Annotated in this window: 23 protein-coding genes and 2 pseudogenes; 14 read left to right on the top strand and 11 right to left on the bottom strand. The window is 58.4% G+C overall.

Annotation, left to right across the window (positions count from 1 at the left end; translation table 11 throughout):
• The first annotated feature begins 121 nt into the window (after positions 1–121).
• Positions 122–298, top strand: coding sequence for a hypothetical protein (locus tag JQ629_RS31065; protein ID WP_212415854.1), 177 nt, complete (start codon positions 122–124; stop codon positions 296–298).
• Between the two features lie 719 nt (positions 299–1,017).
• On the opposite strand, the gene JQ629_RS31060 is transcribed toward JQ629_RS31065, so the two are convergent.
• The gene (locus tag JQ629_RS31060) at positions 1,018–1,380 is read right to left on the bottom strand and encodes a PRC-barrel domain-containing protein (RefSeq protein ID WP_212002082.1); all 363 of its coding nucleotides are present in this window, start codon (positions 1,378–1,380) and stop codon (positions 1,018–1,020) included.
• 458 nt (positions 1,381–1,838) lie between these two features.
• Between JQ629_RS31060 and JQ629_RS31055 the strand changes: the two genes are divergently transcribed.
• Positions 1,839–3,131, top strand: a complete 1,293-nt coding sequence (locus tag JQ629_RS31055; protein ID WP_212415853.1) for a cation:proton antiporter — start codon at positions 1,839–1,841, stop codon at positions 3,129–3,131.
• 282 nt (positions 3,132–3,413) lie between these two features.
• Here JQ629_RS31055 and JQ629_RS31050 read toward each other — a convergent pair whose 3' ends face one another.
• Together JQ629_RS31050 and JQ629_RS31045 are read right to left on the bottom strand one after the other, a co-directional pair.
• The gene (locus JQ629_RS31050) at positions 3,414–4,610 is read right to left on the bottom strand and encodes an extracellular catalytic domain type 1 short-chain-length polyhydroxyalkanoate depolymerase (RefSeq protein WP_212415852.1); all 1,197 of its coding nucleotides are present in this window, start codon (positions 4,608–4,610) and stop codon (positions 3,414–3,416) included.
• A 5-nt stretch (positions 4,611–4,615) separates the two neighbouring features.
• Positions 4,616–5,035 (bottom strand): ribbon-helix-helix domain-containing protein, encoded by a 420-nt coding sequence (locus JQ629_RS31045; protein ID WP_212415851.1) that lies wholly within the window; start codon positions 5,033–5,035, stop codon positions 4,616–4,618.
• A gap of 418 nt (positions 5,036–5,453) precedes the next feature.
• Here JQ629_RS31045 and JQ629_RS37990 point away from each other — a divergent pair, with 418 nt between their 5' ends.
• Entirely contained in the window at positions 5,454–5,687 is a 234-nt protein-coding gene (locus JQ629_RS37990) for a DUF3606 domain-containing protein (RefSeq protein WP_212415850.1), read from the top strand.
• A gap of 229 nt (positions 5,688–5,916) precedes the next feature.
• Here JQ629_RS37990 and JQ629_RS31035 read toward each other — a convergent pair whose 3' ends face one another.
• Positions 5,917–6,369: a hypothetical protein gene (locus tag JQ629_RS31035; protein WP_212415849.1), complete on the bottom strand. Its 453-nt coding sequence runs from the start codon at positions 6,367–6,369 to the stop codon at positions 5,917–5,919.
• Positions 6,370–6,687: 318 nt separating this feature from the next.
• Between JQ629_RS31035 and JQ629_RS31030 the strand changes: the two genes are divergently transcribed.
• Both JQ629_RS31030 and JQ629_RS31025 read left to right on the top strand, forming a co-directional pair.
• On the top strand, positions 6,688–7,275 hold the full coding sequence (locus tag JQ629_RS31030; protein ID WP_212415848.1) for an HdeD family acid-resistance protein: 588 nt from the start codon (positions 6,688–6,690) through the stop codon (positions 7,273–7,275).
• Between the two features lie 148 nt (positions 7,276–7,423).
• Positions 7,424–7,879: a hypothetical protein gene (locus JQ629_RS31025; RefSeq protein ID WP_212415847.1), complete on the top strand. Its 456-nt coding sequence runs from the start codon at positions 7,424–7,426 to the stop codon at positions 7,877–7,879.
• A 244-nt stretch (positions 7,880–8,123) separates the two neighbouring features.
• On the opposite strand, the gene JQ629_RS31020 is transcribed toward JQ629_RS31025, so the two are convergent.
• Both JQ629_RS31020 and JQ629_RS31015 read right to left on the bottom strand, forming a co-directional pair.
• Positions 8,124–9,788 (bottom strand): tetratricopeptide repeat protein, encoded by a 1,665-nt coding sequence (locus tag JQ629_RS31020; protein WP_212415846.1) that lies wholly within the window; start codon positions 9,786–9,788, stop codon positions 8,124–8,126.
• A 21-nt stretch (positions 9,789–9,809) separates the two neighbouring features.
• Positions 9,810–10,226, bottom strand: a complete 417-nt coding sequence (locus tag JQ629_RS31015; protein ID WP_212415845.1) for a hypothetical protein — start codon at positions 10,224–10,226, stop codon at positions 9,810–9,812.
• Positions 10,227–10,366: 140 nt separating this feature from the next.
• On the opposite strand from JQ629_RS31015, the gene JQ629_RS31010 reads away from it, so the two are divergent.
• Positions 10,367–11,365 (top strand): lipoprotein N-acyltransferase Lnb domain-containing protein, encoded by a 999-nt coding sequence (locus JQ629_RS31010; RefSeq protein WP_249135395.1) that lies wholly within the window; start codon positions 10,367–10,369, stop codon positions 11,363–11,365.
• 57 nt (positions 11,366–11,422) lie between these two features.
• Here JQ629_RS31010 and JQ629_RS31005 read toward each other — a convergent pair whose 3' ends face one another.
• From JQ629_RS31005 to JQ629_RS30995, 3 genes are all read right to left on the bottom strand, one after another.
• On the bottom strand, positions 11,423–12,016 hold the full coding sequence (locus JQ629_RS31005) for a tellurite resistance TerB family protein (protein WP_212415843.1): 594 nt from the start codon (positions 12,014–12,016) through the stop codon (positions 11,423–11,425).
• A 47-nt stretch (positions 12,017–12,063) separates the two neighbouring features.
• Positions 12,064–12,774, bottom strand: coding sequence for a Bax inhibitor-1/YccA family protein (locus JQ629_RS31000; protein WP_212415842.1), 711 nt, complete (start codon positions 12,772–12,774; stop codon positions 12,064–12,066).
• Between the two features lie 199 nt (positions 12,775–12,973).
• Complete coding sequence (locus tag JQ629_RS30995; RefSeq protein WP_349631352.1) at positions 12,974–13,930, bottom strand: transglutaminase family protein; 957 nt, start codon at positions 13,928–13,930, stop codon at positions 12,974–12,976.
• Between the two features lie 51 nt (positions 13,931–13,981).
• Here JQ629_RS30995 and JQ629_RS30990 point away from each other — a divergent pair, with 51 nt between their 5' ends.
• The 7 genes and pseudogenes from JQ629_RS30990 (at position 13,982) to JQ629_RS30960 (ending at position 20,844) form a co-directional block, all read left to right on the top strand.
• On the top strand, positions 13,982–15,397 hold the full coding sequence (locus JQ629_RS30990; protein WP_212415841.1) for an SLC13 family permease: 1,416 nt from the start codon (positions 13,982–13,984) through the stop codon (positions 15,395–15,397).
• Positions 15,398–15,405: 8 nt separating this feature from the next.
• On the top strand, positions 15,406–15,816 hold the full coding sequence (locus tag JQ629_RS30985; RefSeq protein WP_212415840.1) for an SLC13 family permease: 411 nt from the start codon (positions 15,406–15,408) through the stop codon (positions 15,814–15,816).
• A 135-nt stretch (positions 15,817–15,951) separates the two neighbouring features.
• On the top strand, positions 15,952–16,992 hold the full coding sequence (locus tag JQ629_RS30980) for a patatin-like phospholipase family protein (protein ID WP_212415839.1): 1,041 nt from the start codon (positions 15,952–15,954) through the stop codon (positions 16,990–16,992).
• Between the two features lie 3 nt (positions 16,993–16,995).
• Entirely contained in the window at positions 16,996–18,447 is a 1,452-nt protein-coding gene (locus tag JQ629_RS30975; RefSeq protein WP_212415838.1) for a GntP family permease, read from the top strand.
• Between the two features lie 126 nt (positions 18,448–18,573).
• Positions 18,574–18,975: a YMGG-like glycine zipper-containing protein gene (locus JQ629_RS37805; RefSeq protein WP_349631353.1), complete on the top strand. Its 402-nt coding sequence runs from the start codon at positions 18,574–18,576 to the stop codon at positions 18,973–18,975.
• Between the two features lie 482 nt (positions 18,976–19,457).
• Positions 19,458–19,997 (top strand): annotated as a pseudogene (locus JQ629_RS30965) (amidohydrolase family protein); the annotation flags it as partial.
• A 598-nt stretch (positions 19,998–20,595) separates the two neighbouring features.
• Positions 20,596–20,844: a hypothetical protein gene (locus JQ629_RS30960; RefSeq protein WP_212415836.1), complete on the top strand. Its 249-nt coding sequence runs from the start codon at positions 20,596–20,598 to the stop codon at positions 20,842–20,844.
• Position 20,845: 1 nt separating this feature from the next.
• Here JQ629_RS30960 and JQ629_RS30955 read toward each other — a convergent pair whose 3' ends face one another.
• Both JQ629_RS30955 and JQ629_RS37320 read right to left on the bottom strand, forming a co-directional pair.
• Positions 20,846–21,820, bottom strand: a complete 975-nt coding sequence (locus tag JQ629_RS30955) for an ABC transporter substrate-binding protein (RefSeq protein ID WP_212415835.1) — start codon at positions 21,818–21,820, stop codon at positions 20,846–20,848.
• A 260-nt stretch (positions 21,821–22,080) separates the two neighbouring features.
• Positions 22,081–22,200 (bottom strand): annotated as a pseudogene (locus JQ629_RS37320) (glycerol-3-phosphate 1-O-acyltransferase PlsY); the annotation flags it as partial.
• A gap of 142 nt (positions 22,201–22,342) precedes the next feature.
• On the opposite strand from JQ629_RS37320, the gene JQ629_RS30950 reads away from it, so the two are divergent.
• Positions 22,343–22,870, top strand: coding sequence for an ATP-dependent DNA ligase (locus tag JQ629_RS30950; RefSeq protein ID WP_249135394.1), 528 nt, complete (start codon positions 22,343–22,345; stop codon positions 22,868–22,870).
• Positions 22,871–23,462: the final 592 nt, after the last annotated feature.

Here is a 23,462-nt window from a genome sequence, read left to right as displayed (position 1 = left end):
CATGGCGCGAATGCCATGCGGACTTTGCACCGTCCAGCGCCCGTTTGGCATTGTGTACAGAACCGGACAGACGGGACCGTAGAATCACGGGCTAGGTGTCTTCAAACCCTGAGGACAGCAAATGCAAGATTACCGCGCCTATCTCTTAGGTCCGGACGGCCGCATCAAAAGCCGCATCGATCTAGTCTGCGAGAATGACGAGGCCGCCAAAAAGCAGGCCAAACAGCTAGTGGACGGCCATGACGTCGAGCTATGGCAATTGGGACGAAAGATAGGGATGTTCAAGGAAGTTAGCTAAGCGGCGAGTTTAGGAATGCTTTGATGAGCCGGTGGTCGTTTGAGGAGGAGCGCCGCTTCATGGAGATAGTTGCGTCGTCAATCAGGTCGAGCGCCGCGTGCCATTCGTAAGGCAGCGCGTAGATTAGGGATTAGTTTAAGCCGCGTCCGGACGCCTCTCATCCCAGCTTGGACTGCTTTGGAAGAAGAGCAGCTTCGAGCACTCGTGATGGCGGGCCAAAGCCCAATACAGATAGCGGGTCAGATGGGTCGAACGGAGGTCGCTGTTTTTGGGCGCGCTTACAAGTTGGCCTTCGGTTCGGTAAGTCCAAATCTAAGCGATTGTCAGTTGGTAGGCTTGAGGAACCGGGCGTGGCACCGCATTGGCCTTTGGCCGAGGCAGTCCCACTCCTCGCAGGATACCGGTATGAGCGGAACCAATCCCGCCGAAAGTTTGCATCGACTGTCAGCTTCGGCAGACATCGTGGTCCGTGCTATCGTTAGTGATGTAGATCACATCGCCACAACACCCTTCGGGGCATATGCACGCTCCGGATCATCCCACTAAATGAGGAGCGCGCGCTGAACGGATTCGTCGAAGACTTTTTGCGCAAAATGACCGCTCGATGGAAGCAGGATCGGAAGATCCGACCGATCCTGCCTCTACAACTCGCGCTTTAACGGTCATCGTCGGATGCCAGCGAAATGCAAATGAAGGCGACAGGAGCACGTTTTACTGGCTCAGGTAGGGATGACACCGTAGTAATCGTCGACGCCCCGAGTACGGGTTCGATCTTCCCAACTCCAATCGTTGTCGCTGCTGTATTTCGGCGCGCCTTGCAACTGCTTTTCGGTGATGCCCGTTCGGTAGCCACCTAAATTGGTGTCATACTTGAGTGACTGCCACGGCAGAGGATAATGATCGTCGCCTATACCAAGAAAGCCGCCAAAGCTCAGGACCGCATACGAGACCTTGCCGGACCGCTTGTCGATCATCACGCGCTCAATCGAACCGATTTGCGTTTCGTCCGCTCCGAAAACAGAAGTGCCCTCGACTTTGTCGCTTCCGATTAAACTGACTGTTTCTCGTTCTTCTGTAGTCATCAAATCCTCCTTGATCCCTGAGGGCTTAACCGCGGCTTCAAACGAAGGTTCCACGGTGACGCCTGTGGCACTAGCCGCGGGCCTACGGGCCAATCAGCTTTAGATTCACGCATTCAGAATGCTCGAAAAGCCCAAGTGTCGCCTGCCCCCCAACCCTTTTGCTATTAATTGGCCACACGAGGGTACGACGATCAGTTTGCCCGCTAGGCCCCGCGGCCCGGTCCCCGTAGCCAGGACAAGGTCATTCTGACGATGGCGGTGGCTGAAGCCCCTCGGTTCGTTGGAAGCGCCCGAACGAGCAAATCAGCCCCGACCGGGCCTCTGCCAGATAAAAGTTATCGCCCCTCACGAGGCGCAACTATTAGCGCAATGATTGGGAACCTTATTCCGGCCGTAACAATTGTCGCTACGGCTTAGTGCGGAGCAACGCGCATAATATCTGCAGGACGGGTAGATTTTTGGACTCTTACATTTTTCTGCTGATCGGCTTTGGCGCCTTGGTCCTTTTGACCGCATGGCTGCCGATGGTTTTAAGTGAAGCGCCGCTGTCGCTTCCTATTTCTTGCGTAGCGATTGGGGCAGCGGTTTTCGCCCTTCCTTTGCATGCTTCAATTCCTCATCCCGCAAATCACCTGCCAATTGTGGAGCGGCTGACAGAACTCGTCATCATCATTTCGCTAATGGGGGCTGCCCTTAAGATTGATCGTAAGATCGGCTGGAGGTCCTGGATGATGACATGGCGCCTCCTGGCCATAGCCATGCCCATCACGATTTTTGCACTTGCTTGGCTTGGTCACACGATGTTGGGATTGGGCGCCGCAACTGCATTGGTACTAGGCGCCTCCCTTGCTCCAACAGACCCTGTATTAGCAAGCGACGTACAAGTTGGACCGCCCAAATCCGGTCAGGAAGACGACACACGGTTTGCACTTACATCTGAGGCCGGTTTGAACGATGGACTGGCATTCCCCTTCATCATGTGCGCAATCGCTATAGCCGAAGCCGGACGCACCGGCGATCCGTGGGTTCTTCGTTGGCTGGGCGTGGAGGTGGTTTGGCGTTTAGCGGTAGGAGTCGGCATTGGTGTTCTCCTTGGTTTTGCTTTGGGATGGCTGGTGTTTCGAATGCCCAATCGGGCCAAACTCTCGCGGACGGGGGACGGATTTGTTGCGCTGGGAATAACGGTTGCTGTCTACGGCATTGCCGAAGCCCTGCATGGATACGGCTTCGTTTCAGTTTTTGTCGCAGGCTTGGCGCTCCGGGCCGCAGAACGAAATCATAAGTACCACCAAACCCTTCATGATTTCTCCGAGCAACTAGAACGACTATTGATGATGATCTTGCTCGTTCTGTTTGGGGGAGCCATCACCAGCGGCGGGCTTCTAGATGCACTCACGTGGAGTTCTATCGGATATGCCTTATTGGCAATATTTATCGTGCGACCGCTGGCAGGATGGTTTTGCTTGGCAGGTACGGCGTGTCCGTCAACCGAGCGTGCGGTCATCAGCTTCTTTGGTATTCGCGGACTAGGGTCGATTTACTATCTTGCGTATGCCCTTCAGAAGGAGACCTTCCATAAGGTTGATGTAGTCTGGAGCACAACCACGTTCATTATACTCATCTCAATCGTATTGCATGGTGTGTCGGTTACTCCGGTGATGCGTCTCATCGACCGCCGCCAGCGGCGTGGTATCGCAGCAAAGGAAACGAAAACAATCATCAAACAGCAACGCAAAACCGAGTTAGGCTGATTATGCACGCGATAGACGTGCATACGCTAGCACCCTAGCGCGCGGACTCAAGCTGCGTCGTACCAGAGGGCGTGGGGAACGTATCACACGCTGCGTGTCCCGGTCCTGATCGCTGTGCTGACGAGGGCGGCGTAGCCAGTGCGGGCCATAAGTTGTCACCTCAGGGTTTACGCCTGAGGCTACCCGATTAGCGAATGCCACCGATCAGATGCGTCAGGGTCCGAAAAATGACACCTGCACACATGATCGCATCGATAAATCCCGGCATCTCCAAAGCGCGCTCTACTTCGCTGGGAGCGAATGATCCAGGAAAAAACGAAGCATTTCCCTCGTTGCATCCGGTCCCCGGGGATCGGTGTACGAGCCTGCAGGGCTACCGCCCGACCATGCGTGTCCGGCGCCGTGGATGTTCCAGTACTCTAGGATTTTGCGTGCGTCCGCGTCAGTATGAGTAGTGCGGCTGTATGCATGGCCTCCAGGTATCTGGCCGCGATGCAGCGCTATTTGCGTGCTCGTTTGGCCGATGGCCTGTTCAACAACTTGACCGGCATTGCTTGGATGCACGGTGGTGTCGCGGTCGCCGTGAAAAATAATTGCGGGCACAGGCGGCGCGTTGCAGGAAATGACTCTCCGACCGTGCCCTCCACCTTGCCGCATGGCGGCAAATGCGGAAGGCATGTCGGTGGCGGCCCCGCAAGCGAGGCCAGAATGGATCCCGACTGCCGCATAGAGATCGTTGTAGGCCGCTCCCATGATAGCCGCAGCGGCCGCTCCGGCCGACAGTCCGCCGACATAGACGCGTTTTGGATCGACCGAATAATCGCGCATGACCTGTCGGGTGATGCCCGCGATAAGCGAGGGCTCGCCGCCGCCACGTTGCTGGTCGGCTGTGCGAAACCAGTTCCAGCATTTCGACTGGTTGGCGTCGCTGCGCTGTTCAGGATAGACCACGAAGCACGTTTGTTCCTCTGCCATGAAGTTCATGCGCGTACCGGCAGCGAACTCGTCGGGCGATTGTGTACAGCCGTGCAGCATCACGATCAAAGGAAGCGGCTGTCCCCGATATCCGCTCGGGATGAAGAGCTTGTAAGCGCGGCTTCCCGCCGGGTTGCTGTAGACAGCCTCCATGAACTTCGTGCCCTCGGGCGCGATGTCCAGCGCGGACGGCGGGGTGCGCTTCGCGCCTCGCATTCCGAGCCAAGAGCCATCCTTTGCTCGTCGGAATAATGGTTGAAGCCTGGGGGATGAGAAGGGTGTAGCCTGCGTCAGGTGCGCGCCACCAGTCTCCTCTCTATCATTGGCCTTCGCATCGACGGTGGGCGGCTCGCTGCCTGGAAGGGCAATGCGCCCTGGTGTGCGCGAATGCGCGTCGGGCGCGCGGTCCCCGCGGAGCATGCGCTGAAGCAACGCCGTGGCTTCCGCAAGTTGGCCTGCTTGCGTCAGCCGTGTGGCTTCGCGAAGTGTGTCCTGGTTCAGCATCTGGTTTACCTTATTCTGTCGGCGAGGGCGGCCTTGACGGCGGGACTGGCGTGCAAAGCTCCGAGCACGGAGACTGAGCCAATGGTGGCGCGGGCGAGATCGGCCGTGACGTCTTGAGCGATGCTGGCAAGGCCGAGAACATTGATGTGCAGCATCTCACCGGTCCGGCGCGCCTGTTCGAGATCCGCGCGGCTGTAGTTTCGCAAACCGAGTTCCAGGCTTTTTCGGGCCGTTGACTGTTTGACTACATCCGCGTGGCGTTCGAGTTGGTTACGGATCGCAGTTCGAATGAAATCAGTGCGATTTGAATAGAACCCTTCCTGCACCATCAGATCCACATGCCCAAGGTCGACATAACCGAGGTTGATCGTGATTTTTTCGGTATCGGCGGGCTTTGGTTTGAGTTCTCGAACAACTGCGGACATTTGCACCATCCATTGACCATCTGAATGGATGTTATATGGATGTCCGGACGGGCCGTTCAAGAGCTCCGATGCCACGCAGGCGATTTCTTTAGCTGTTCAATCGTCCCACCGTCAGGTCGTCGGCGGCGGAAAAAGTGTCAGCCTCTGACTGCTGACATCGCCTTCGCTATACGCGGACCCGCGTCCCGTCGGGCCGTTCTCATCTTTGCCGCACGCTCGTCTCTGGTGAGCCGAGGCTTATCTTTGTGTGCGTATTGGGCATCAGCAGAACGGCAACCATGCCTGCCTCGCACCCGCCGATGAGCAGGGATTGAAGACGGCGATGTCTCCATCGGGGGCGCACCGTACATTTCCATTGTGAAGGAGGAACCTGGATTTTGCTTGCAGGTTATCGCCTGACCCCTTGTTGAGTAACGCCATGCACAAGCCTGTCCCATACACGTCGGTTCTGATCGACCCTACGAACGACCTCCAGGTTCATCATTGGGCCAAGGATATGCAGCTTCAACCGTACGAACTCCGGGCAGCCGTCGCGTTGATCGGTCCTCGTCTCAGCGACCTCCGGCGGTACTTCGGAAAGTCCGCGCCCATTATCTGTCTGAAAGACAGGCGCCAACCTAGGGCAGTTAGCCCCTATGGTTTTCCGGCCTAACGTGTTCATTGGAACGGGGCACATTGGGACTGCGACGATTAAAACATCGTTTCTAGCGCGTGAACGTTCACTTGAACACGCGCTGCGCTGGATCAACTTTTTCCCTTAGCCTTCGGCTCTTCTACAAACTCAACAAGTGTCCGTACGTTGCTGCCTAACAAAATAACATCCCAGTTTGTAAGGCGGACGAAGCATTATACACGATCAACGCTCTTTAAGCCGAACAGTCTTAGCTCTGCAGTATGTCATGCGAATGGGAGGCCACGTATGAGGTTGCTATGGTGACAAGGTGCACAGCCGCAGTCCCTAGCTTCTGCATCTCCTCATCAACCGTATAGGCGGCGGAGGCACGGCGGTATGCAATGGCTACCGTTGCGTAGGCATCAGTGATCAATGCCGCAAATTTATCGCTGTCATCGAATGCTTTGTGTTCACGCATCCGAACGACCCTGAGGGCTACTTGGGCAGAGGCTTGAGCGAGCCGCACACCGTCCAATTTCGCGTCAGAAACATCCGGCTGGCATCCTGCAACTGCTCCAGCGACCAATTCATATATTGCTGCTTTCGATGGGCCGTCCGCAGACAAGTAGCTTTTCAACAGCCGCCGAGCCCTGGCTTCAAGATGTCTGCGATCCTTCTGGATCTGCTCTCGCTGCCTATTTGGCTTGAACCAACTAAACACCGCTGTCTCTATTGTACGGTTCGAGGGGCGCTCGAATGACGACGCAGCATGCTCTGCAAAGTTCCATTACAGCCCGACAAGCGAGCATCCTGCTTTTTTGCCCTGCATGCCCCTTTTCCGGCTCGACCATCTTTCAACACTTCTAGATCGGCTCCTGCGATTATCGTCCCGAGGTCCAACATGTGGAGCCCATCCTCCAGTCGTTCACCTTTACATGTATCTCCGCGCTAGCCTCGCTTCCGAATTCGAAGAAATCGTTGCTTTTGGCTGATCGCAGATTACGCTAGGTAACCATTTCCGACTATCGGGAGGGTTTCCATGAGCACGATACAAACCGATCGGCGTCCGGGGCCAGGTCTCGGGTCGGCCATGGTGCACGCATTGGCAAAGAACTGGTGGTTGCTGTTCTTGCGCGGCGTTGCGGCGATTATTTTCGGCTTGCTAGCCTTTGCCTGGCCTGGCTTGACCCTTGTCACGTTGATTCTGTTCTACGGTGCATTCGCGCTTGTCGATGGTGCGCTCGCAGTCGTTGCGGCTATAACCGGCGGTGCTCCGGGATCGCGCTGGTGGTTGGCCATTATCGGCCTACTTGGTATTGCGGCCGGGCTCGTCACATTCATGATGCCCGGTCTCACCGCGATCGTGCTTCTGTTTTTTATTGCTGGATGGGCGATCGCGACCGGAGTGCTTCAAATCATAGGCGCGGTCAAGCTCCGGAAGGAGATAGATAACGAGTGGCTCTTGATCCTCGGCGGAATCATCTCGGTGCTATTCGGGGTCAGTATGATGTTGGCTCCGGGTGCCGGTGCGCTCGTGCTCGTCTGGGTGATCGGCGCTTATTCCGTGGTTATCGGCGTGATCTTCGTCGCGCTGGCGTTGCGGTTGAGGAAGCACACTCACTCCTAAGTTGCCGTGCGAGACCCCCTACCGATACTATCGCGCGAGCCGACCTTTTGCGACGCGAGCCACAAGTTTGGGGGTTTCTAGTGCAGCATCGATATTTGATCATCTCAGCGAACGCTAGAAACCTTGAGGCGTTCGCTGGGGACTTTGCGTGTGGCAAACAGGGCGGATCTTTAAGATCATTGGTCTTCATGAAAAGGACGGTAGGCGGCAGACCACGTTGCTGGAAATTCCGGAGGACGCATTAAGCTATCTTTGGGGGCCATCGTTGATTGAACTCGAACGGGATTTTGCAAGACAAGCCGAGGATAGCTTTAGAGAGGCGTTCAGCCTTCTTCCGGTCCCCGAATTGAACAAGCCGGAATGGCTGTCAAGGCTGACCTTCCCGATTGGCATAGACGACCAGGCCAATTTCTTCCCTTTGTTCGAGGCGCCCGAACCCCCACTTCCAGGTAAGCAGCCAGCGCGACGCTGGAAGAGGCAATCGCCAAGTATCGTGCCCAACCCGTTTTCCTACCAAACGGAAAGGCAATTACCCTCGGAGACGTTGAGGACATGGACGCAGAGAACAGGTGCGCTTGGTCTGAAAACAGAGAGGCCCAGATGACATCGAATAGTGCCTTTGGTTAGCCGCAACGAGTTAAGACGCCAGCTTTTTTAACGCTTGGCCAACGGTTACCAAAACAGGCGGCCATTAATCAATTAGTTACATCAGCTCTACTTTGAATTTTTTGTACGTGGGTACCCCGCGGGTAACCAAAAAGGCCGCCCGCCAAGGCCTAGTGGTGCGGCAACGTTGCCCCTTTGGCCCCACAGCGCCCGTGCGAAGCGCACCCATACGCCGTGATCGACTACTCGGCCGCGATCTCCATCCGACGGCAGAAGCAGGACGCCCTTATTGGATTCTCCGCCCGCGCCTGCGCCAAGTCGAGCCGCTGCTTGATCAGAGCCGTCTCAACCTTTTTTCCGCGACGGACCAGGCATTCGTGCAGCCCGTGCAACGACCACAGATTATCGGGGTGCAGGCAGGCCCGGCTCAGTTTGCCGTCAAGGCCGAGATCAGAGCGATACACCTCCTCGGCCTCCTCGATCCGTCCCTGTTCGAGGAGAAGTGCCCCAAGTGCATGACGGGTCGGCTGCATCCATCCCCAAGGCTCGTCATAGGGCAGCGAGTCGCTGAGTTCCACTGATTTGTGCAGATGCGCGAAGGCTGCGTCATGGTTGCCCTTTCGATATTCCAGTTCGCCGTTCAGCATCGCCTCGGCCGCGCTCAGCAGACTGACGACAGTATTGTTGTGTACGCGGCGGCTCTCGGGCACCCGGGTCTTCGCCGCCATGAACGACGCCTTCTCGATCTCTGCTTCGGCGACATTGCCAAGCGCCGAATGAGCGACCACCTTGGCGTAGTGCAACATGGCGACAACCGAGCAGTAAAGGTCACGATCTTCCGCTAGCCCTTGCGCGATGATTTTGTGCCATTTACCGAAGCGCACGAGGACGTGCTGCTTCATCGTCAGGTAGCCCTCGAGGAAATCCGCCATCGGTGGCGACTCAATGCGCAACACCGCCTCCGGAATCGTGGCGATCAGTTCTTCGGCCGCCGAGATTGCCGGTTTGTACTGGCCAAGAAACATTGCGCCATAGATCGCGAAGTGGAAGTCGTGGATGACGTAGACCAGATAGACACCCGGGTCATCCGAATAGGCGAGGAACCTGCGGTCAGTCGCTAACGCCTTCTGATTGTGGACAAGGACGTCATTGTAGTGCCCACACAACACATCGAGATGCGTCGGCATGTGGATGAGGTGACCGGAGTTCGGGACGATCTCGCGCAAGCGATCACCGGCCCGCAGTGCCCGCTGCGGAAAAGGCGACATCTCCATCAGGTGGACGTAGAGATGCAGCAGGCCCGGGTGATCCCATGCAGCCGGAAGTCTTTCGAAAGCGTATTCCAGCACCGTCCTGCATTCCTCGGTGCCCGCGCCTTCCGCAGGCGCGCCGGAGGGCAGGTCCCACATCTGCCACGGTGTCTCGTTCATGAGCGACTCGGCAAAGACCGCTCGGACCTCGAGATCGTCTGGAAAGGCAGCGAAGACCTTGCGCATCACCCTGGTGTAGGCTTTGTCCCATGGCGCCATATCATCGATCACCTCGCGCTGGGGATAGCGCGCGGTGAGGGCCAGGATCATCGCCCGCTCGAGCGCACTTGCCTTCCGGGCGTGCGCAAGCGCTTCCTCCAGGGCATCGTAAGATGCCGACAGCGCCATCTGTCGGCCATGCGGGTCATAGCGAACCCAGGGCAGGTTATAGTTGGGCCCCGAGGCATAACTCACGCCCCAGTGCGCCATGGCGCATTCGGGGTCGTGCTTCAACGCCTTCTGAAAGCATTTGATCGCCTCGCCATGGTTGAACCCAAACAGCCAGTTGAGCCCTCGGTCGAACCAAAGCTGGGTATCGGGCGATGACGTGGTGACTTTGCGGCTATACGGACCGAGATCAAAATAGGTCATGCCCATTTTCGCGCTCCCTGATCGCTTCTACCTTAGGCCGCGTCGCTGATTGGTTGGGGTGCCGCGGCCTAGCTTTGTGTCGCTTAGCCTAGCGCTTTTCCGACGGACGACGAACGAGAAAATCGAGCGCGGCGAACTTGTGCTCTCCCTATCACCGGAAGCGCCAGGTCCGAAAAGTGCCAACACATAAGCGCGCGTGCAGTAAGCCGGGAGCAATGCCTGACGCAATCGCAACAAGCCGGCTGCGCCGACTGCAATGAAGGGAAGATTCGAAACTACGTTCCAGAAATTCGGTATGCCGAACAAATTGCGTTGGTCGGCGAACTGATGATAGTTCTGGTTTTGCAATAGCGGCGGGAACGGCAGCAATCCGGCGAGCGTGACAATCATCAGCCCATACAGAACCAATACCGGCCGATTTCGGATGGTGTCGCTGGTTGTCATTTGACGATCCGCCGTAGATAATCGACCTAGGTTTTCGCCGCCGTCCGCTTCCATCATACTCATCGATGCCAACGACGTGAAGCGAATTTTGGTGGTTATGAAGGATGCAGGATTTGCGGGCACCGGGGAGGCCGCCGAGTTTGCTGCGCAGACTGCTCGGCTGGCTAATCGTTGGGATCTGGTTTCTTTGCCGGATCCTGCTCATCACATGGGTCACCCTGGCCATCTACTATTCCAATCTGCCATGGCCCGAACTGCGTCTGGGTTTGGCCGCCGCCTTTGCGGCGTTCGCGATCTGGGCGCTGTGGTTTTCGCGTCGGCGGCGCATGTCCGCTGTCTTCGTCGTGCTGTTTCTCGGCGTGGTGGCGTGGTGGATATTCATTCCTCCCTTGCAGAATCGCAATTGGCGGACGGAAGTCGCGTTGATGCCGCGGGCGGTCATTGACGGTGACCGCGTACGCATCACGGGGGTACGCGATTTTGATTATCGCAGCCGGAACGACTTCACTGTGCGTTATAAAGAGCGTGAGATATTGCTGTCGCACGTTACCGGTCTGGATTTCTACGTGTCCTACTTCATGGAAGGGCCGGTCGGACACACCTTCGTAAGCTTTATCTTCGACAACGCGCCGCCGCTGAGTATCTCGATCGAAACACGGCCGGAAGTGGGCGAAGGCTTTGCGCCCATCGCCTCCATGTTCAAGCAATTCGAGCTGATCTACGTGGTGGGTGAAGAGCGCGACCTCGTCGGCGTCCGCGCAAACCACCGGAATGAGCCGATCTACCTTTATCGCCTCAACACCACGGCCGACGATGCGCGCCGGCTGCTGCTGCTCTATCTGGAGCGGATCAACGTACTCGCCGATCACCCGGAATCCTATCACCTGCTGACCAATAGCTGCACGATCAACATCGTGCGCTACGCAAACGCTGCCGGCCGGACTGGCCGGCTCGACATCCGCCATGTCCTCAACGGTTTGGCAGACAGCTACCTTTACCGTTCGGGCCGCATGAATTCGACGCTGCCATTCGACGAATTGCGGCAACGCTCGCTCATCAACGACGCGGTGCAGGCCGCCGATGGCGCATCCGATTTCCCGGAACGCATTCGGGCATCCTTGCCAGCAATGTCTCGCTGAAACGCTCCGCCGTCCTTCGTACCGGCTCCGACCGACCGGCGGGAATGGTGCTAATCGTCAAACAGCCGGCGACGCTGCATGATCGGCCGCAATTCGCTGGCGCAGTTCGACACGCTGGCGCGTGGATACCCCGAGCAGATCGGCGGCACGCCAGATAATATTGTGCTCATATTCATTTACTCTGCTGTCGGCATAGACGACTTCCCACATCATCTGGACGATTCGGCGGCGGCTTTCGTCGTTCATGAACTGAAGGATTTGACGGGTGAAATGGTAGAGATCTGCGGCGGTCCGGTCGACCTCGATGGATTCCTGGATCAACTGGACTGTAGCGACATCGCTTAGATCAAAATGCGATTTCAAAACGGCGTAAAGCTTCTTCCGCCTTGCCTCCGACATTTCGCTGTGAACGGTCGCTACGCGCGTGAGCAATGCCGCGGTCGCGAGCTGGCACCGGATGTTCCGGGATTGATTGTTCGACTGCTCATCCTCGGCGAAAAAAGACATAAAGGTCTTGATGGATCTAAACATTATCTGGGCGATCTTCGAATTGGCCGACTGGTGCGGGCTGGCGGCGTGAGTGCCGGACTTCCACCACGCATCGTCAGCTTGCTTCGCGGCGGTCGAACGCCAAATGGCCCTTAGGGCCATGCAAAACAACCGGCTTACGAAATTTTAACATCCCAAGCGGGATCGCTCTAGCGCCGGTTGCCAACCAGACGCAGCAACATCATGAACAGGTTGATGAAATCAAGATACAGCGACAACGCGCCCAGGACGGCCTTGCGGCCCGTGGAAACGGCGTCGTCACTACGGTCGTACATCCCCTTGATGCGCTGGGTATCGTAGGCGGTGAGGCCTGCGAAGACGCCGACGCCGACGACGGAGATTATCCAATCGAGACCACTCGACCTCAAAAACAGATTAACCAGGCTTGCAATCACGATGCCTATTACACCCATAAACAAGAAGGTGCCGAATCCCGACAGGTCGCGCCGGGTGGTGTAACCCCAGAGGCTTAGCGCTCCGAAGGTCGCCGCCGAGATGAAGAACACACGCGTAATCGAAGCTTGAGTGTAGACGAAGAAGATGGTCGAGAGCGACAATCCGACCAGGGCCGCATAGGCGAAAAATAGCACGCGCGCCGTTTCCGCCGACAGTGTGTTGATGCGTGCACCGATAAAAAACACCAGCGCCAGCGGTGCCAGCATGAACACCCACATCAGCGGACTTTGAAGCAGCGCAGGGCCGGCGAGCTGATAGGTCAGCATCGCGACGAGACCTGTCAGAGCAACGCCGATGGCCATGTAGTTATATACGCGGAGCATGTAGGCACGCAGGCCAGCATCAAGCGCCGCAACAGTGCGGTCGGCGGAAGAGGTGGCTGCATTTTGATCGTAATTCGACATGATCGTATCCTTATGGATCCGCCGGAAGCATGCCTCACCAACGCTGCGCTCAGCATACTATACCCTGTAGGACACGGCGCAAGATGCACCGTGAGCGAGCATCACAGCCCTAAGGATCAGGCACTTCCGGGTACCCGTCTGAGCGTTTCGCGTCCGCGCCTGAATAAAGACGAAGGGCGGCAGCGCCGGTGGTGTGCGCTTAGACTATCGGTGTGGCATGGACCGATACATCCACGTGCAACCCGGTCGGATCGTCCGCATTACCGATAAAGCCGCCTGATATCGGCAGCGCTTGCTCGGCTTCCCTCGTCACGCCCACGCGAACCAGGTTCGCCCCGGCGACCAGACCGTTGGTCGGGTCGTATTCGACCCACCCTGCGCCGGGCAAATAGACGCTGCACCACGCGTGCGTGCTGCCACCGCCCCGGGTCGTACCCGCGGTGTCGTCGTACAAGTAGCCGGTGACGAAACGCGTGGCGAGGCCGAAGCTGCGCAGCGCTTCCATCATCAGCACCGCGAAGTCGCGACAGGTGCCGGAACCGAGCGCCAGCGTCTGGGCTGCGGTCTGGGTACCCTCCTCGTGGCGCGCGCCGCAGCGGAATTCCTCCTTGATGGCATGCGTCATCGCTTCCAGCACATTCAAGGTCTGCTTGCTTTCTGCGTCGGCTACGACACGGCGGGCCCAGGCGTCGACCTTTCGATCGGGGTCCGGCATCTGGCGTTCCGCAAGGGGCGCGAGGTCGGGAATCTCATGAGCTGCGTAGGAGAACGGAAACAACTCGGCAGTTGCATCGAGCCTGTATACCGGCAGCGACTGACCGTCGGGATGATGCGTGATATCGAGCGTCGATATAATGCTGAGCCGCGTGGTCCTGAGTGCGGCGGGCCATTCCAGGAAGCAGATTGAATTGTTGAAGACGTCATTTTTCCAGTAGATGCCAGTCGGCTCAGGTTCGACCTTCAGCGCTGCGCTGTGCAGGCGCAGATCGTGGCTTTCGTCCGGCCGGATCATCAGCTTGTGGCGCAGCAAGCCTACCGGATTGCGGTAGGTATATTCGGTCACGTGCACGATACCGATCTTCGCCATGTCCGTCTCGCCTCCACCCGGATTGCCTTTAATTGCGCGGAACGAATTTAATTGCCGGGAACTGGACACGCCTATTGCCAATGAGCACAGTAGCCGACTTCGCGGCGCTGGAAAGCATCAATGAACCTCGATCTTGCCCTCGTCCTGCTCACGCTGACGGCCGCAATTGTGATGTTCGTCATCAACCGGCCCCGTATGGACGCGGTCGCGCTCCTCGTAATGGTCGCGATGCCATTCACCGGCATCATTACCATCAACGAAGCGCTGGCGGGGTTTGCCGATCCGTCGATCGTACTGATCGCCGCGCTATTCGTGATCGGCGAAGGCTTGGTGAGGACCGGCGTCGCACGACGGCTGGGCGATTGGCTCGATCGGCAGGCGGGTAGCAGCGAGAACCGCCTGCTGATCCTGCTGATGGCAGCGGTTGGCGGCCTCGGCTCCCTGATGAGTTCAACCGCCGTGGTCGCCATCTTCATTCCGGTGGTGCTGCGCATCTCGCAGAACCGCGGCACGGCGCCGAGCCGGCTCATGATGCCCCTGAGTTTTGCCGCACTGATCAGCGGAATGTTGACGCTGGTGGCAACGGCGCCCAATCTGGTCGTGAACGCCGAACTGATCCGCCAGGGTGCGCAGGGATTCGGCTTTTTCAGCTTTACCCCGTTCGGACTGCCGGTGCTCGCGCTCGGCATCGTCTATATGCTTTTCGCGCGCGGCCTGTTGGCTCCCAAGACAGACCTGCCGGCTGTGGCGGACCGTCGTCCGAGCCTGCGGCGGTGGATCGAGCAATACAGCCTCGCCGAACGCGAAAAGCGGGCTCGCATCAGTCCCGGTTCATCGCTCGTCGGAAAACGCCTCGATGAATTGTCGCTGCGTTCCGCGGGCGTCAACCTTCTCGCCATCGAGCGCGGGACAGGGGTTGCAGCCAGGATATTCCGTCCGACGGCGCGGACGGAATTGCAGGCTGACGATGTGTTGCTTGCCGATGCGGACATATCGAGCGAGGCCATCATCAAGCTGTGGCATTCCCTGAAGCTTCAGCCGCTTCCGCTCAGCGACACCGGGAACTACTTCGCCGACCTTTCTCAAGAGATCGGCGCGGCGGAGGTCCTCCTGCCCGCCGAATCCAAATTGATCGGCCAGACCGTGCTTGAAGCCGGCGTTCGCTCCGAATACGGCCTCACCGTCATCGGGTTGCGGCATGGCAGCAAAGTGGTCGCACACGGACTGCTCGAGGAGAGGCTGAAGATCGGAGATACTCTCCTGCTGATCGGCTTCTGGTCCGACATTCGCAATCTCCAGTACGACATGGACGACATCGTCGTACTGAACATGCCAGCGGATCTGCAGGAGGTTCTTCCAGCCGCGCGGCGTGCGCCGCATGCACTGGCAGTACTCGGGCTGGTGGTCGCGCTGATGATAAGCGGTCTGGTGCCAAACGTTCAGGCCGCGCTTATTGGCTGCTTGCTGATGGGGCTTTTGGGCTGCGTTGATTCGACAGCTCCTACCGCTCCATCAATTGGAAGAGCCTCATCCTGATAGTCGGCTTGTTGCCGTTCTCGCTTGCCTTACAGCGGACGGGCGGGGTCGACCTCGCTGCCGACGCGGTAGTCAACCTGGTCGGAGGTGCCGCGCCGCGTCTCGTATTGGCGACCTTGTTCGTTATCACCGCGGCGCTTGGCCTGTTCATCTCCAATACGGCCACGGCCGTGCTGATGGCGCCCGTAGCGCTGGCCATCGCCAAAGACCTCGGAGCCTCGCCCTATCCGTTCGCGATGATCGTCGCGCTGGCCGCGTCCGCGGCTTTCATGACACCGATTTCCTCGCCGGTGAACACGCTGGTCGTGGGTCCCGGACAATACAGTTTTGGCGATTTCGTGAAGGTGGGCGTGCCGTTTACCGTCATCGCCGCGGCCGTGAGCGTGCTCCTCGTTCCGATCTTCCTGCCGCTGCATTAGTAAAGGGGTTGTGACGAAGACGATAAATTATTCTTCGAGAGGCAGCTTGCCTGCTTGACCACAAGCGATAGGGTTCATGGAGGCGAAAGCTCATCTCTGTTGAACGTGAACACTTGTCGCAATCCAGGAGCCGAGATGCAGACGATCTCTTCCCATGCTGATCGCGAAACCGTTCTGGTCGACTTGGCCCTGCAAGGCGGCGGCTCTCACGGCGCCTTCACATGGGGCGTGCTGGAACGCCTCCTGGGAGAGCAGTGGCTCAAGATCGAAGGCATCTCAGGCACGTCGGCCGGAGCGATGAACGCCGCGGTTCTGGCCGACGGCTTTGCCGAGGGCGGAGCAAAAGGCGCGCAGGCGGCGCTTGAGACCTATTGGCGGCATGTGTCCGAAGCCTCACGCTTCAGTCCGTTCCAGCGCAGTCCGGTGGACCGCATGCTGGGACGCTGGACCATGGACAATTCGCCTCTGGTCTTCATGCTCAATACGATGTCCCGATTATTTTCGCCTTATGATCTCAATCCGTCCGGCTCTAATGCGCTGCTGCCGGTCCTGGAGAAAGGAATCAATTTTGAGCGGCTGAGGAATTCTCCCATCAAGGTGTTCATCACCGCCACCAACGTGCGCACCGGGCGACCGCGCGTGTTTCGTAATGCCGATATCACGCCGGACGTGCTGCTCGCCTCGGCGTGCCTGCCCACACTATTTCAGGCGGTGGAGATCGACGGCGAGAGTTATTGGGATGGCGGCTATTCGGGCAACCCGACCTTGACCCCGCTGGTCACCGAACTGGTTTCCGACGACACCATCATCATCCCCATCAACCCGGTCGAACGCCCCGGCACGCCGACATCCGCCTCCGAAATTCTCAATCGGCTGAATGAAGTATCGTTCAACGCCGTGCTGATCAAGGAATTGCGCATGATGGCGCTGCTGCGCCGGACCGCGGATCCCGGCAACGGCGAGGGCGCGCAATGGGCCAGGATGCGCGTCCATCTGGTGCGCAACAAGATCATGGATACGCTCGGCTCTTCCTCCAAGATGAACGCCGAATGGGACTTCCTCACCATGTTGCGCGACGAGGGACGCAAGGCCGCGGATGAGTTCCTGACCGAGCATGGAGGCAGCATCGGCAAACGCTCCTCCCTCGATATCGACCGCATGGTCGAAGGCGTGTGATCCATGGGGCTTCTCGGAATTCTCCTCGCGCTCGGACTGCTCATTTGGCTGGCCTATCGCGGCTGGAGCGTACTCTTGCTGGCGCCCGCGGCGGCGCTGATAGCGGCTGCGATTTCGCGCGAACCGCTGCTGGCGCATTGGACCCAAACCTTCATGAACAGCGCCGCGCAGTTTATCGCGCAATTCTTTCCGCTGTTTCTGCTCGGCGCGCTGTTCGGCAAACTGATGGACGACAGCGGCTCGGTCGATGCCATTGCGCGTTTCATGACCGAGAAGCTGGGCCCGCGCCGCGCGATTCTGGCGGTGGTGCTTGCCGGTGCGATGGTGACTTATGGCGGAGTGAGCCTGTTCGTCGCCTTCTTTGTATTGGTTCCGATGGCGCAGGCGCTGTTTCGCGCCGCTGAAATTCCACGACGGTTGATGCCTGCGGCAATCGCGTTGGGCACCTCGACCTTTACCATGACGGCGTTTCCGGGGACGCCCGCTATTCAGAACGCGATCCCGATGCCGTTCTTCGGAACCACGCCGTTCGCGGCGCCCGGCCTTGGTATCATCGCCTCGATTATCATGTTCGGATTCGGACTGTGGTGGCTTGACCGGGCCGAAGCTGCCGCGCGAAAAGCGGGCGAAGGCTATGGCGGCGCCGATGTTGCGCCCGGTTCGATTGCGGACAACGAGATCATTCGCGAGCGCGCCACCACAGCGCGCGAATTCGATCCGGCGGAGCTGGGCCGTGGACGCCATAGCGATGCCGCGGTACCGATTGCCGTGGCTATGCTGCCGCTCGTTGTTGTCGTGGCCATGAATCTCACGATGTCGCTGGTCATCCTGCCGCGCCTCGATTTCTCCTTCCTGACCGAGGAGCGTTGGGGCGGGACTTCGCTGTCTGCAGTGGCAGGTGTGTGGTCGGTGGCAGTAGCGCTGGCAACCGCCATCCTGGTGCTGATCGTGCTGAACTGGCAGCGGCTGCCGACCTTGCGCGCGAGTATGGATGCCGGCGCCAATGCGTCGGTATTGCCGGCCTTCAGCGTCGCCAGCCTCGTGGGATTTGGAGCCGTCGTCGCGATGCTGCCGGCATTTCCGGTTGTGCGCGACTGGGTACTGTCGATCGGCGGCGGACCGCTGGTCTCGCTCGCGGTAGCAACCAACATCCTTGCGGCGCTGACCGGCTCAGCCTCCGGCGGCATGACCATCGCGCTCGATGCGCTGGGGTCAACCTATATGCGTATTGCCGCGGAGCAGGGCATTGATCCCGGCTTGATGCACCGCGTGGCCGTGATTGGCTCCGGCACGCTCGACAGCTTACCGCATAACGGCGCGGTCGTGACGCTGCTCGCCGTCTGTGGATCGACGCATCGCGAGAGTTATCTCGATATCGTAATGGTTGGAATCGTTGGCGCGCTCTTCGCCCTGGTGGCGGTCATCATTCTGGGATCTACCTTTGGATCGTTCTAGGGTTGAGACTCATAAGCACGTAGCTAACGATCCCATCACGACCAACATCAATGTCGACGACTCGTTGAGTAAACAGGTCAGGGTCGCAGCGAGTTTTTCTTGTGCTTCGACAGCAGCGTTAATAAAATGGAACTCAAAGAGGAAGCGCTGCAGCGCAACAAGATCGCAAAGTCTCGGCCAATTTGTGAGAAGCGGGGACGGAAAAGCACGTATCGGAAAGTCCAGCATCAGAGGAGTGCCCCAATGCGTCGGATTGTATTTTCGCTGCTCTTGCTGGGTATGGCGATGACCATACCGTTGGAGGACGCACTCGCGCAGAGTTCTACAGCACGTGGCGCGGTATCTGGAGCGATCATCGGAGGCGCCGTAGGTGGCCGCCGCGGTGCAGCTGTTGGTGCAATCGCCGGTGCGGCGGCGGGAAGCCATCGGCGGCATTCGCGCAGCCATTATTATTGGCGCCAGGGTCGTTGCTGGGTCCGTGCATCAAGCGGCAGATCGCATCAGGTATCGAGCCGGTATTGCCGCTGACTTCTGCTTACCTCCGTCGCTCGCAGCGCATCCGACGCAAATGCTGCTTCGCGCCCTCCATCTGAAGCGGAGTTAACATTCGCGGTTGGACGGATAGGCGTGCAGATAGCTGACAGAACGCGGCCATGAATGAACCTAATTCGCCACCAGGTGAAATAGCTAAAGATCACCCCGCCGATTCCGGCAGGGCAGACCTTTTACAAAAGCAACTGCCGGTGTTTTTTGATCGGTCTTACGATGACCTTCTGGTTACGTCAAGGCGACCGGCATCCTGTCAAGCCGGAGTTGTAGGCCAGCCTGGAGGTGACCCATGTTGCCCGAACATCTTTGACCGACACCCCTTTAGCCAGTCACGCCTGCCGGAAATCCAGGCTTTGACGCGGCCTCTTCGCCGCCCTGCCCCGCCAACTACCGAAATTGAGATCGAAGGAAACAAGATGAAAAATACGCTTCGACAAACCTTCCTTGCCTCAGTGTTCTGCATGTTCGCAATCGGATTGTGTCATCCAGCTGATGCACAGGAAGGATCATCAGTAACTCTGTTCGAGAATGTCCGCATCTTCGACGGCAAGAGCGCCACGCTTTCCGCAGCATCGAATGTCCTTGTTCGGGGGAACGTCATCGAACGTATCTCGATCGCCCCGATTGCGGTTGATCGCCGCGCCGACACGCGCATCATCGCGGGCGGCGGGCGCACGCTGATGCCCGGCCTGATCGACAATCATTGGCACACCATGCTGATACGGCCAACACCGGCACAGGCGTTCGGTGACGTCGGCTACAACAATCTCACGGCTGGCGCCGAGGCGACTGACACACTCATGCGCGGTTTCACCACCGTTCGCGACCTTGGTGGACCGGCGTTCGGTCTCAAAAGTGCCATCGACGAGGGCATCGTCAAGGGCCCACGCATCTATCCATCCGGCGCCATGATCACCGTTACCAGCGGGCATGGGGACTTCCGCCAGTTCAACGCCAAATTGGACCTTCAACCGATAGCGACTGCAGGGATACCGCCTCCTTCAATGCGTCGAGAACTGCGACGCTATCGAGCAATAGCGTAGCACCCTCGATGAGACGCAGCTCCTACGCTGGAACCATCCCGAAGCAGTCATGCACCATTGGCAGCACCACAAATCGGCCCGCGCGCCGCGCCACCTCTCCGAGCCGAGGCCCTAACCTCAGGAGATCACGAGCAAGTCAGGTGGAGGTCGCGCGATCTGCTTCGAGCAGAGCATGATCAAACGCGCCGGTCAGGCGATGCGCGAGCATTGGTCAAACGACGTCTAAAAGCTCGCCGCTATCGCGCTCGCCGCCGCCCTGCGCAACGAGCGCGATCTGTTTGAACCGCTTCCTGCCTTACCGAAGCCGAAACCCGCACCACCTGTGCGGCAGGCATACGATCAGCAAATGCTAAACCTATCTCCCTCGAACCCGTATGAGGGAGCACCTTTCGTCGTCCCGACCGCGACCCTCCGTGGTGGGCGGCAGCGGCACGATTGGAGCGCGCTATTCGTGCGCAGGTGAAGACTACCGTCGACGGGTCCCCGTTTTTTCCCAGCTTATCCTGATAGCCCGCGCGATTGCCGAGCGCGGCTAACCCGGAAGAAAGGTCGCCTCGTGGCGATCCACGAGAACTGGACGCGCGGTACCTTCCGGCTCGCGGTCGTCGCGCTGCGCGCCGACGTCCGCAATGAGGCCGACGTGCTCGCGCTGCTGCGCGCGCCGCCGCCGATCCGTCTCAACGCCGTCAACATCGACGAGCACGCTGCCGCATACGTGGTCCGCTCCACCTCCATTAACGGACGTCGGCGGATTTGCGAGGCACGTCCGTTTTGTGCCACAAGCGGACTATGCAGCAAGGCCTGAACTATTCTATCACCTTGTCGGCGCCGGCAAGAAGATGTGCTGGGATTTCGAGACCCAATGTTTTGGCAGTCTTGAGGTTGATGTAGATTTCGTATCGATCTGGTTGTTCGATCGGAAGATCGGCAGGTTTTGCGCCTTTAATAATCTTATCAACGTAGACCGCACCCTGTCTTGCTATCGCAAGAAGATCAGGGCCCAAGCTTATCAAACCTCCCGCGAGGACCGTTTCCCGAAACGCATGGCAACTTGGTAGACGATGAGCGAGAGAGAGCTCGGCGATCGTTTTTGCGTTTATGGCGGTGAGAATGCCCGCGATTACGATCAACCCGTTGACGCGATTTCGCTCCATCTGATCGAATGCTGTGGGCAGGTCATCCGCTGTCTCGACATAAACTGTGGTCAATGCGACATTCATCGCAGAGGCAGCCTTCTCAATTGACCTCAGCGCGAACTCAACATTCGGATCACCCTTCGCAGCTAAAACGCCGATCCGCTCGAAGGTCGGTACGACCTCCTTCAGCATCTGTAATCGCTTCGCATACGTTTCTGTCGCCGCTTCAAACGTAACCCCGGTCATGTTCCCGCCGGGGCGAGACAGGCTCTGAGCTAATCCAATATCGACGGGAGCGCCGACCGACAGAAAGACGGTGGGAATACTGGAATTCACGCGCTTTGCTACTGCGCCACCAAGCGTTCCCCATACAACCAGAACGTCGCTGTCAGGGAGCAGCCTCGTGATGGCCAGTTCGATTGCCTTTGGCTCCGGCAGCACATTCACGCGGCTCAGGACAACGCTCTTCCCCTGGAGATGACCGAGAGCTTCCAGCTTTTGCGTGAAGGCCTGTAGCAGTTGATCGCCTATTCCACCCGTGCCGACGTAGCCAAGCCGCCAAAGCTTGCCGGATTGCTGCGCGAGCGCCGCAAAAGGCCAGATGGTCACACCACCGATAAGCGCGATGAACTCCCGTCGTCTCATGAGGCTCACCCCGCAAAGGTGCCGTCCCGCAATCAGAAGGACTATACAGCAGCCTAGAACCGCCAGCGAGAGAGAAAGACGCGCCAGTCTCATAGGCGGCTCGGCCTGACTTCCGAAATGGGTCATTCGCGTCGGTTTGACCGGACCACGGCGACTTCCGGTCTACGCCGGTGAACGGACGCTCTCAGGATAGGCGGGCATGTCTCAAAGGTGCCACAAGCGGCCCACGTGCGATGTCGAAACTCCGGAAAATACACTCGCTAGACTTGCGCTTCCGTTTTCGTATCTGGGCGACCTCGACCTAGGCGTGGCTCCGTTCCCACTAATAGCCGTTGAATGTTGGTACGATGACGAACAATCACGTAGATGCCGCCTCCGATTTGCGATTAGAGGTCGTCTGTGTATTGTCCGGGCCCGGGCGAGATCCAGCCCAAAGTCCCTAAAGGCTGATGCGTAGCGCCACGTTCGAACCCTGCATCCCGCCCCGCGCCACCAAGGTCCCGACCTCCATAAGCTGAATCCATGAGGTCAAGCAACTACCCGCTGATCGTTCCTCGCGAGGGCAAGCGCGTACGTCTGTTCACACGGAACGGTTTCGACTGGAGCGACCGTTACCCGCTGATTACAGACGCTGCGCTCCGGATCCGGAACACCTCATTCGCGATCGACGGCGAAGCGGTCCTGCTTGGCGTGGATGGCATCTCCGACTTTGACGAGCTGCACAGTCGCAAGCACAATGACGAGGTGCAGTTCTTCGCCTTCGACATGCTGGTGACGGACGGTGACGATATCGGGAAACTACCGCTCACCATGAGGAAGGCTAACCTTGCAAGGCTGCTGGCGCGGCGCGTTGACGGCATCTTCATATCCGACTTCGAGCGCGGCGAGATCGGGCCCGAACTCTTCCGGCACGCCTGCATGATGGGCCTAGAGGGTTTGGTGTCCAAGCTGGATGATCGACCGTACCGGCCCGGCAGGTCACCTAACTGGGTGAAAGTCAAAAACCCCGCCTCTCCCGCCCTATTGCGGGCCAAGGATGCGTTCTCCTGATGACCCAGCTAAATCTTGGTTGGCCAACTCAAAGCCCGCGGCTCTTGGATCGACGCACGAAATTCTCGCATTTGTCCTGATTGCGGCTTCTCATCGAGACCTTCAGTTTATGGGCCTTGAGAACAATACCGGCCACCGTTCGGTCCATAATCTCAGCAATTTTCGGAACAGAGTGTTGCTGCGCCAGTTGTTTTAGGTCCCGAATATCTTCGTCAGTGCAGCGCCTGCCCATCGACACATTCCATCAAAAGTCGAGTCTGAAAGTTGGGAAAAAGCGGCGGGGCCTGCGTCTTGTATTAGCCGCGAAGGCGGCGGCCCCAGCGCGCCTGGCGATGCAATTGGGGCCGCCATACCCCATGGCAACGGGCGGTTGCCAGCGGGTTCTGCCAACTTACCGCAACTCGTTTTGATCGTTCAAAACTAGTTCGGACAGTGGAAATCATAAATGAACTCCGGCGGCGTGATCAGTCGGCGAAGGCCATCCAATAAACAGCTACAGCCCCTAACCCTGCAAGTATAGCCACCAGCCCCCAATTGCGTTTCGTGAGCAGTTCGCACATCTTTGGTTCTCGAAAGGCCTCTGGATCGCGCA

The sequence above is a fragment of the Bradyrhizobium sp. AUGA SZCCT0222 genome (assembly GCF_018130205.1).
Classification (GTDB): domain Bacteria; phylum Pseudomonadota; class Alphaproteobacteria; order Rhizobiales; family Xanthobacteraceae; genus Bradyrhizobium.
Note: the sequence above shows the minus strand (reverse complement) of the source record. Positions and strands in the feature narration are given on the sequence as shown.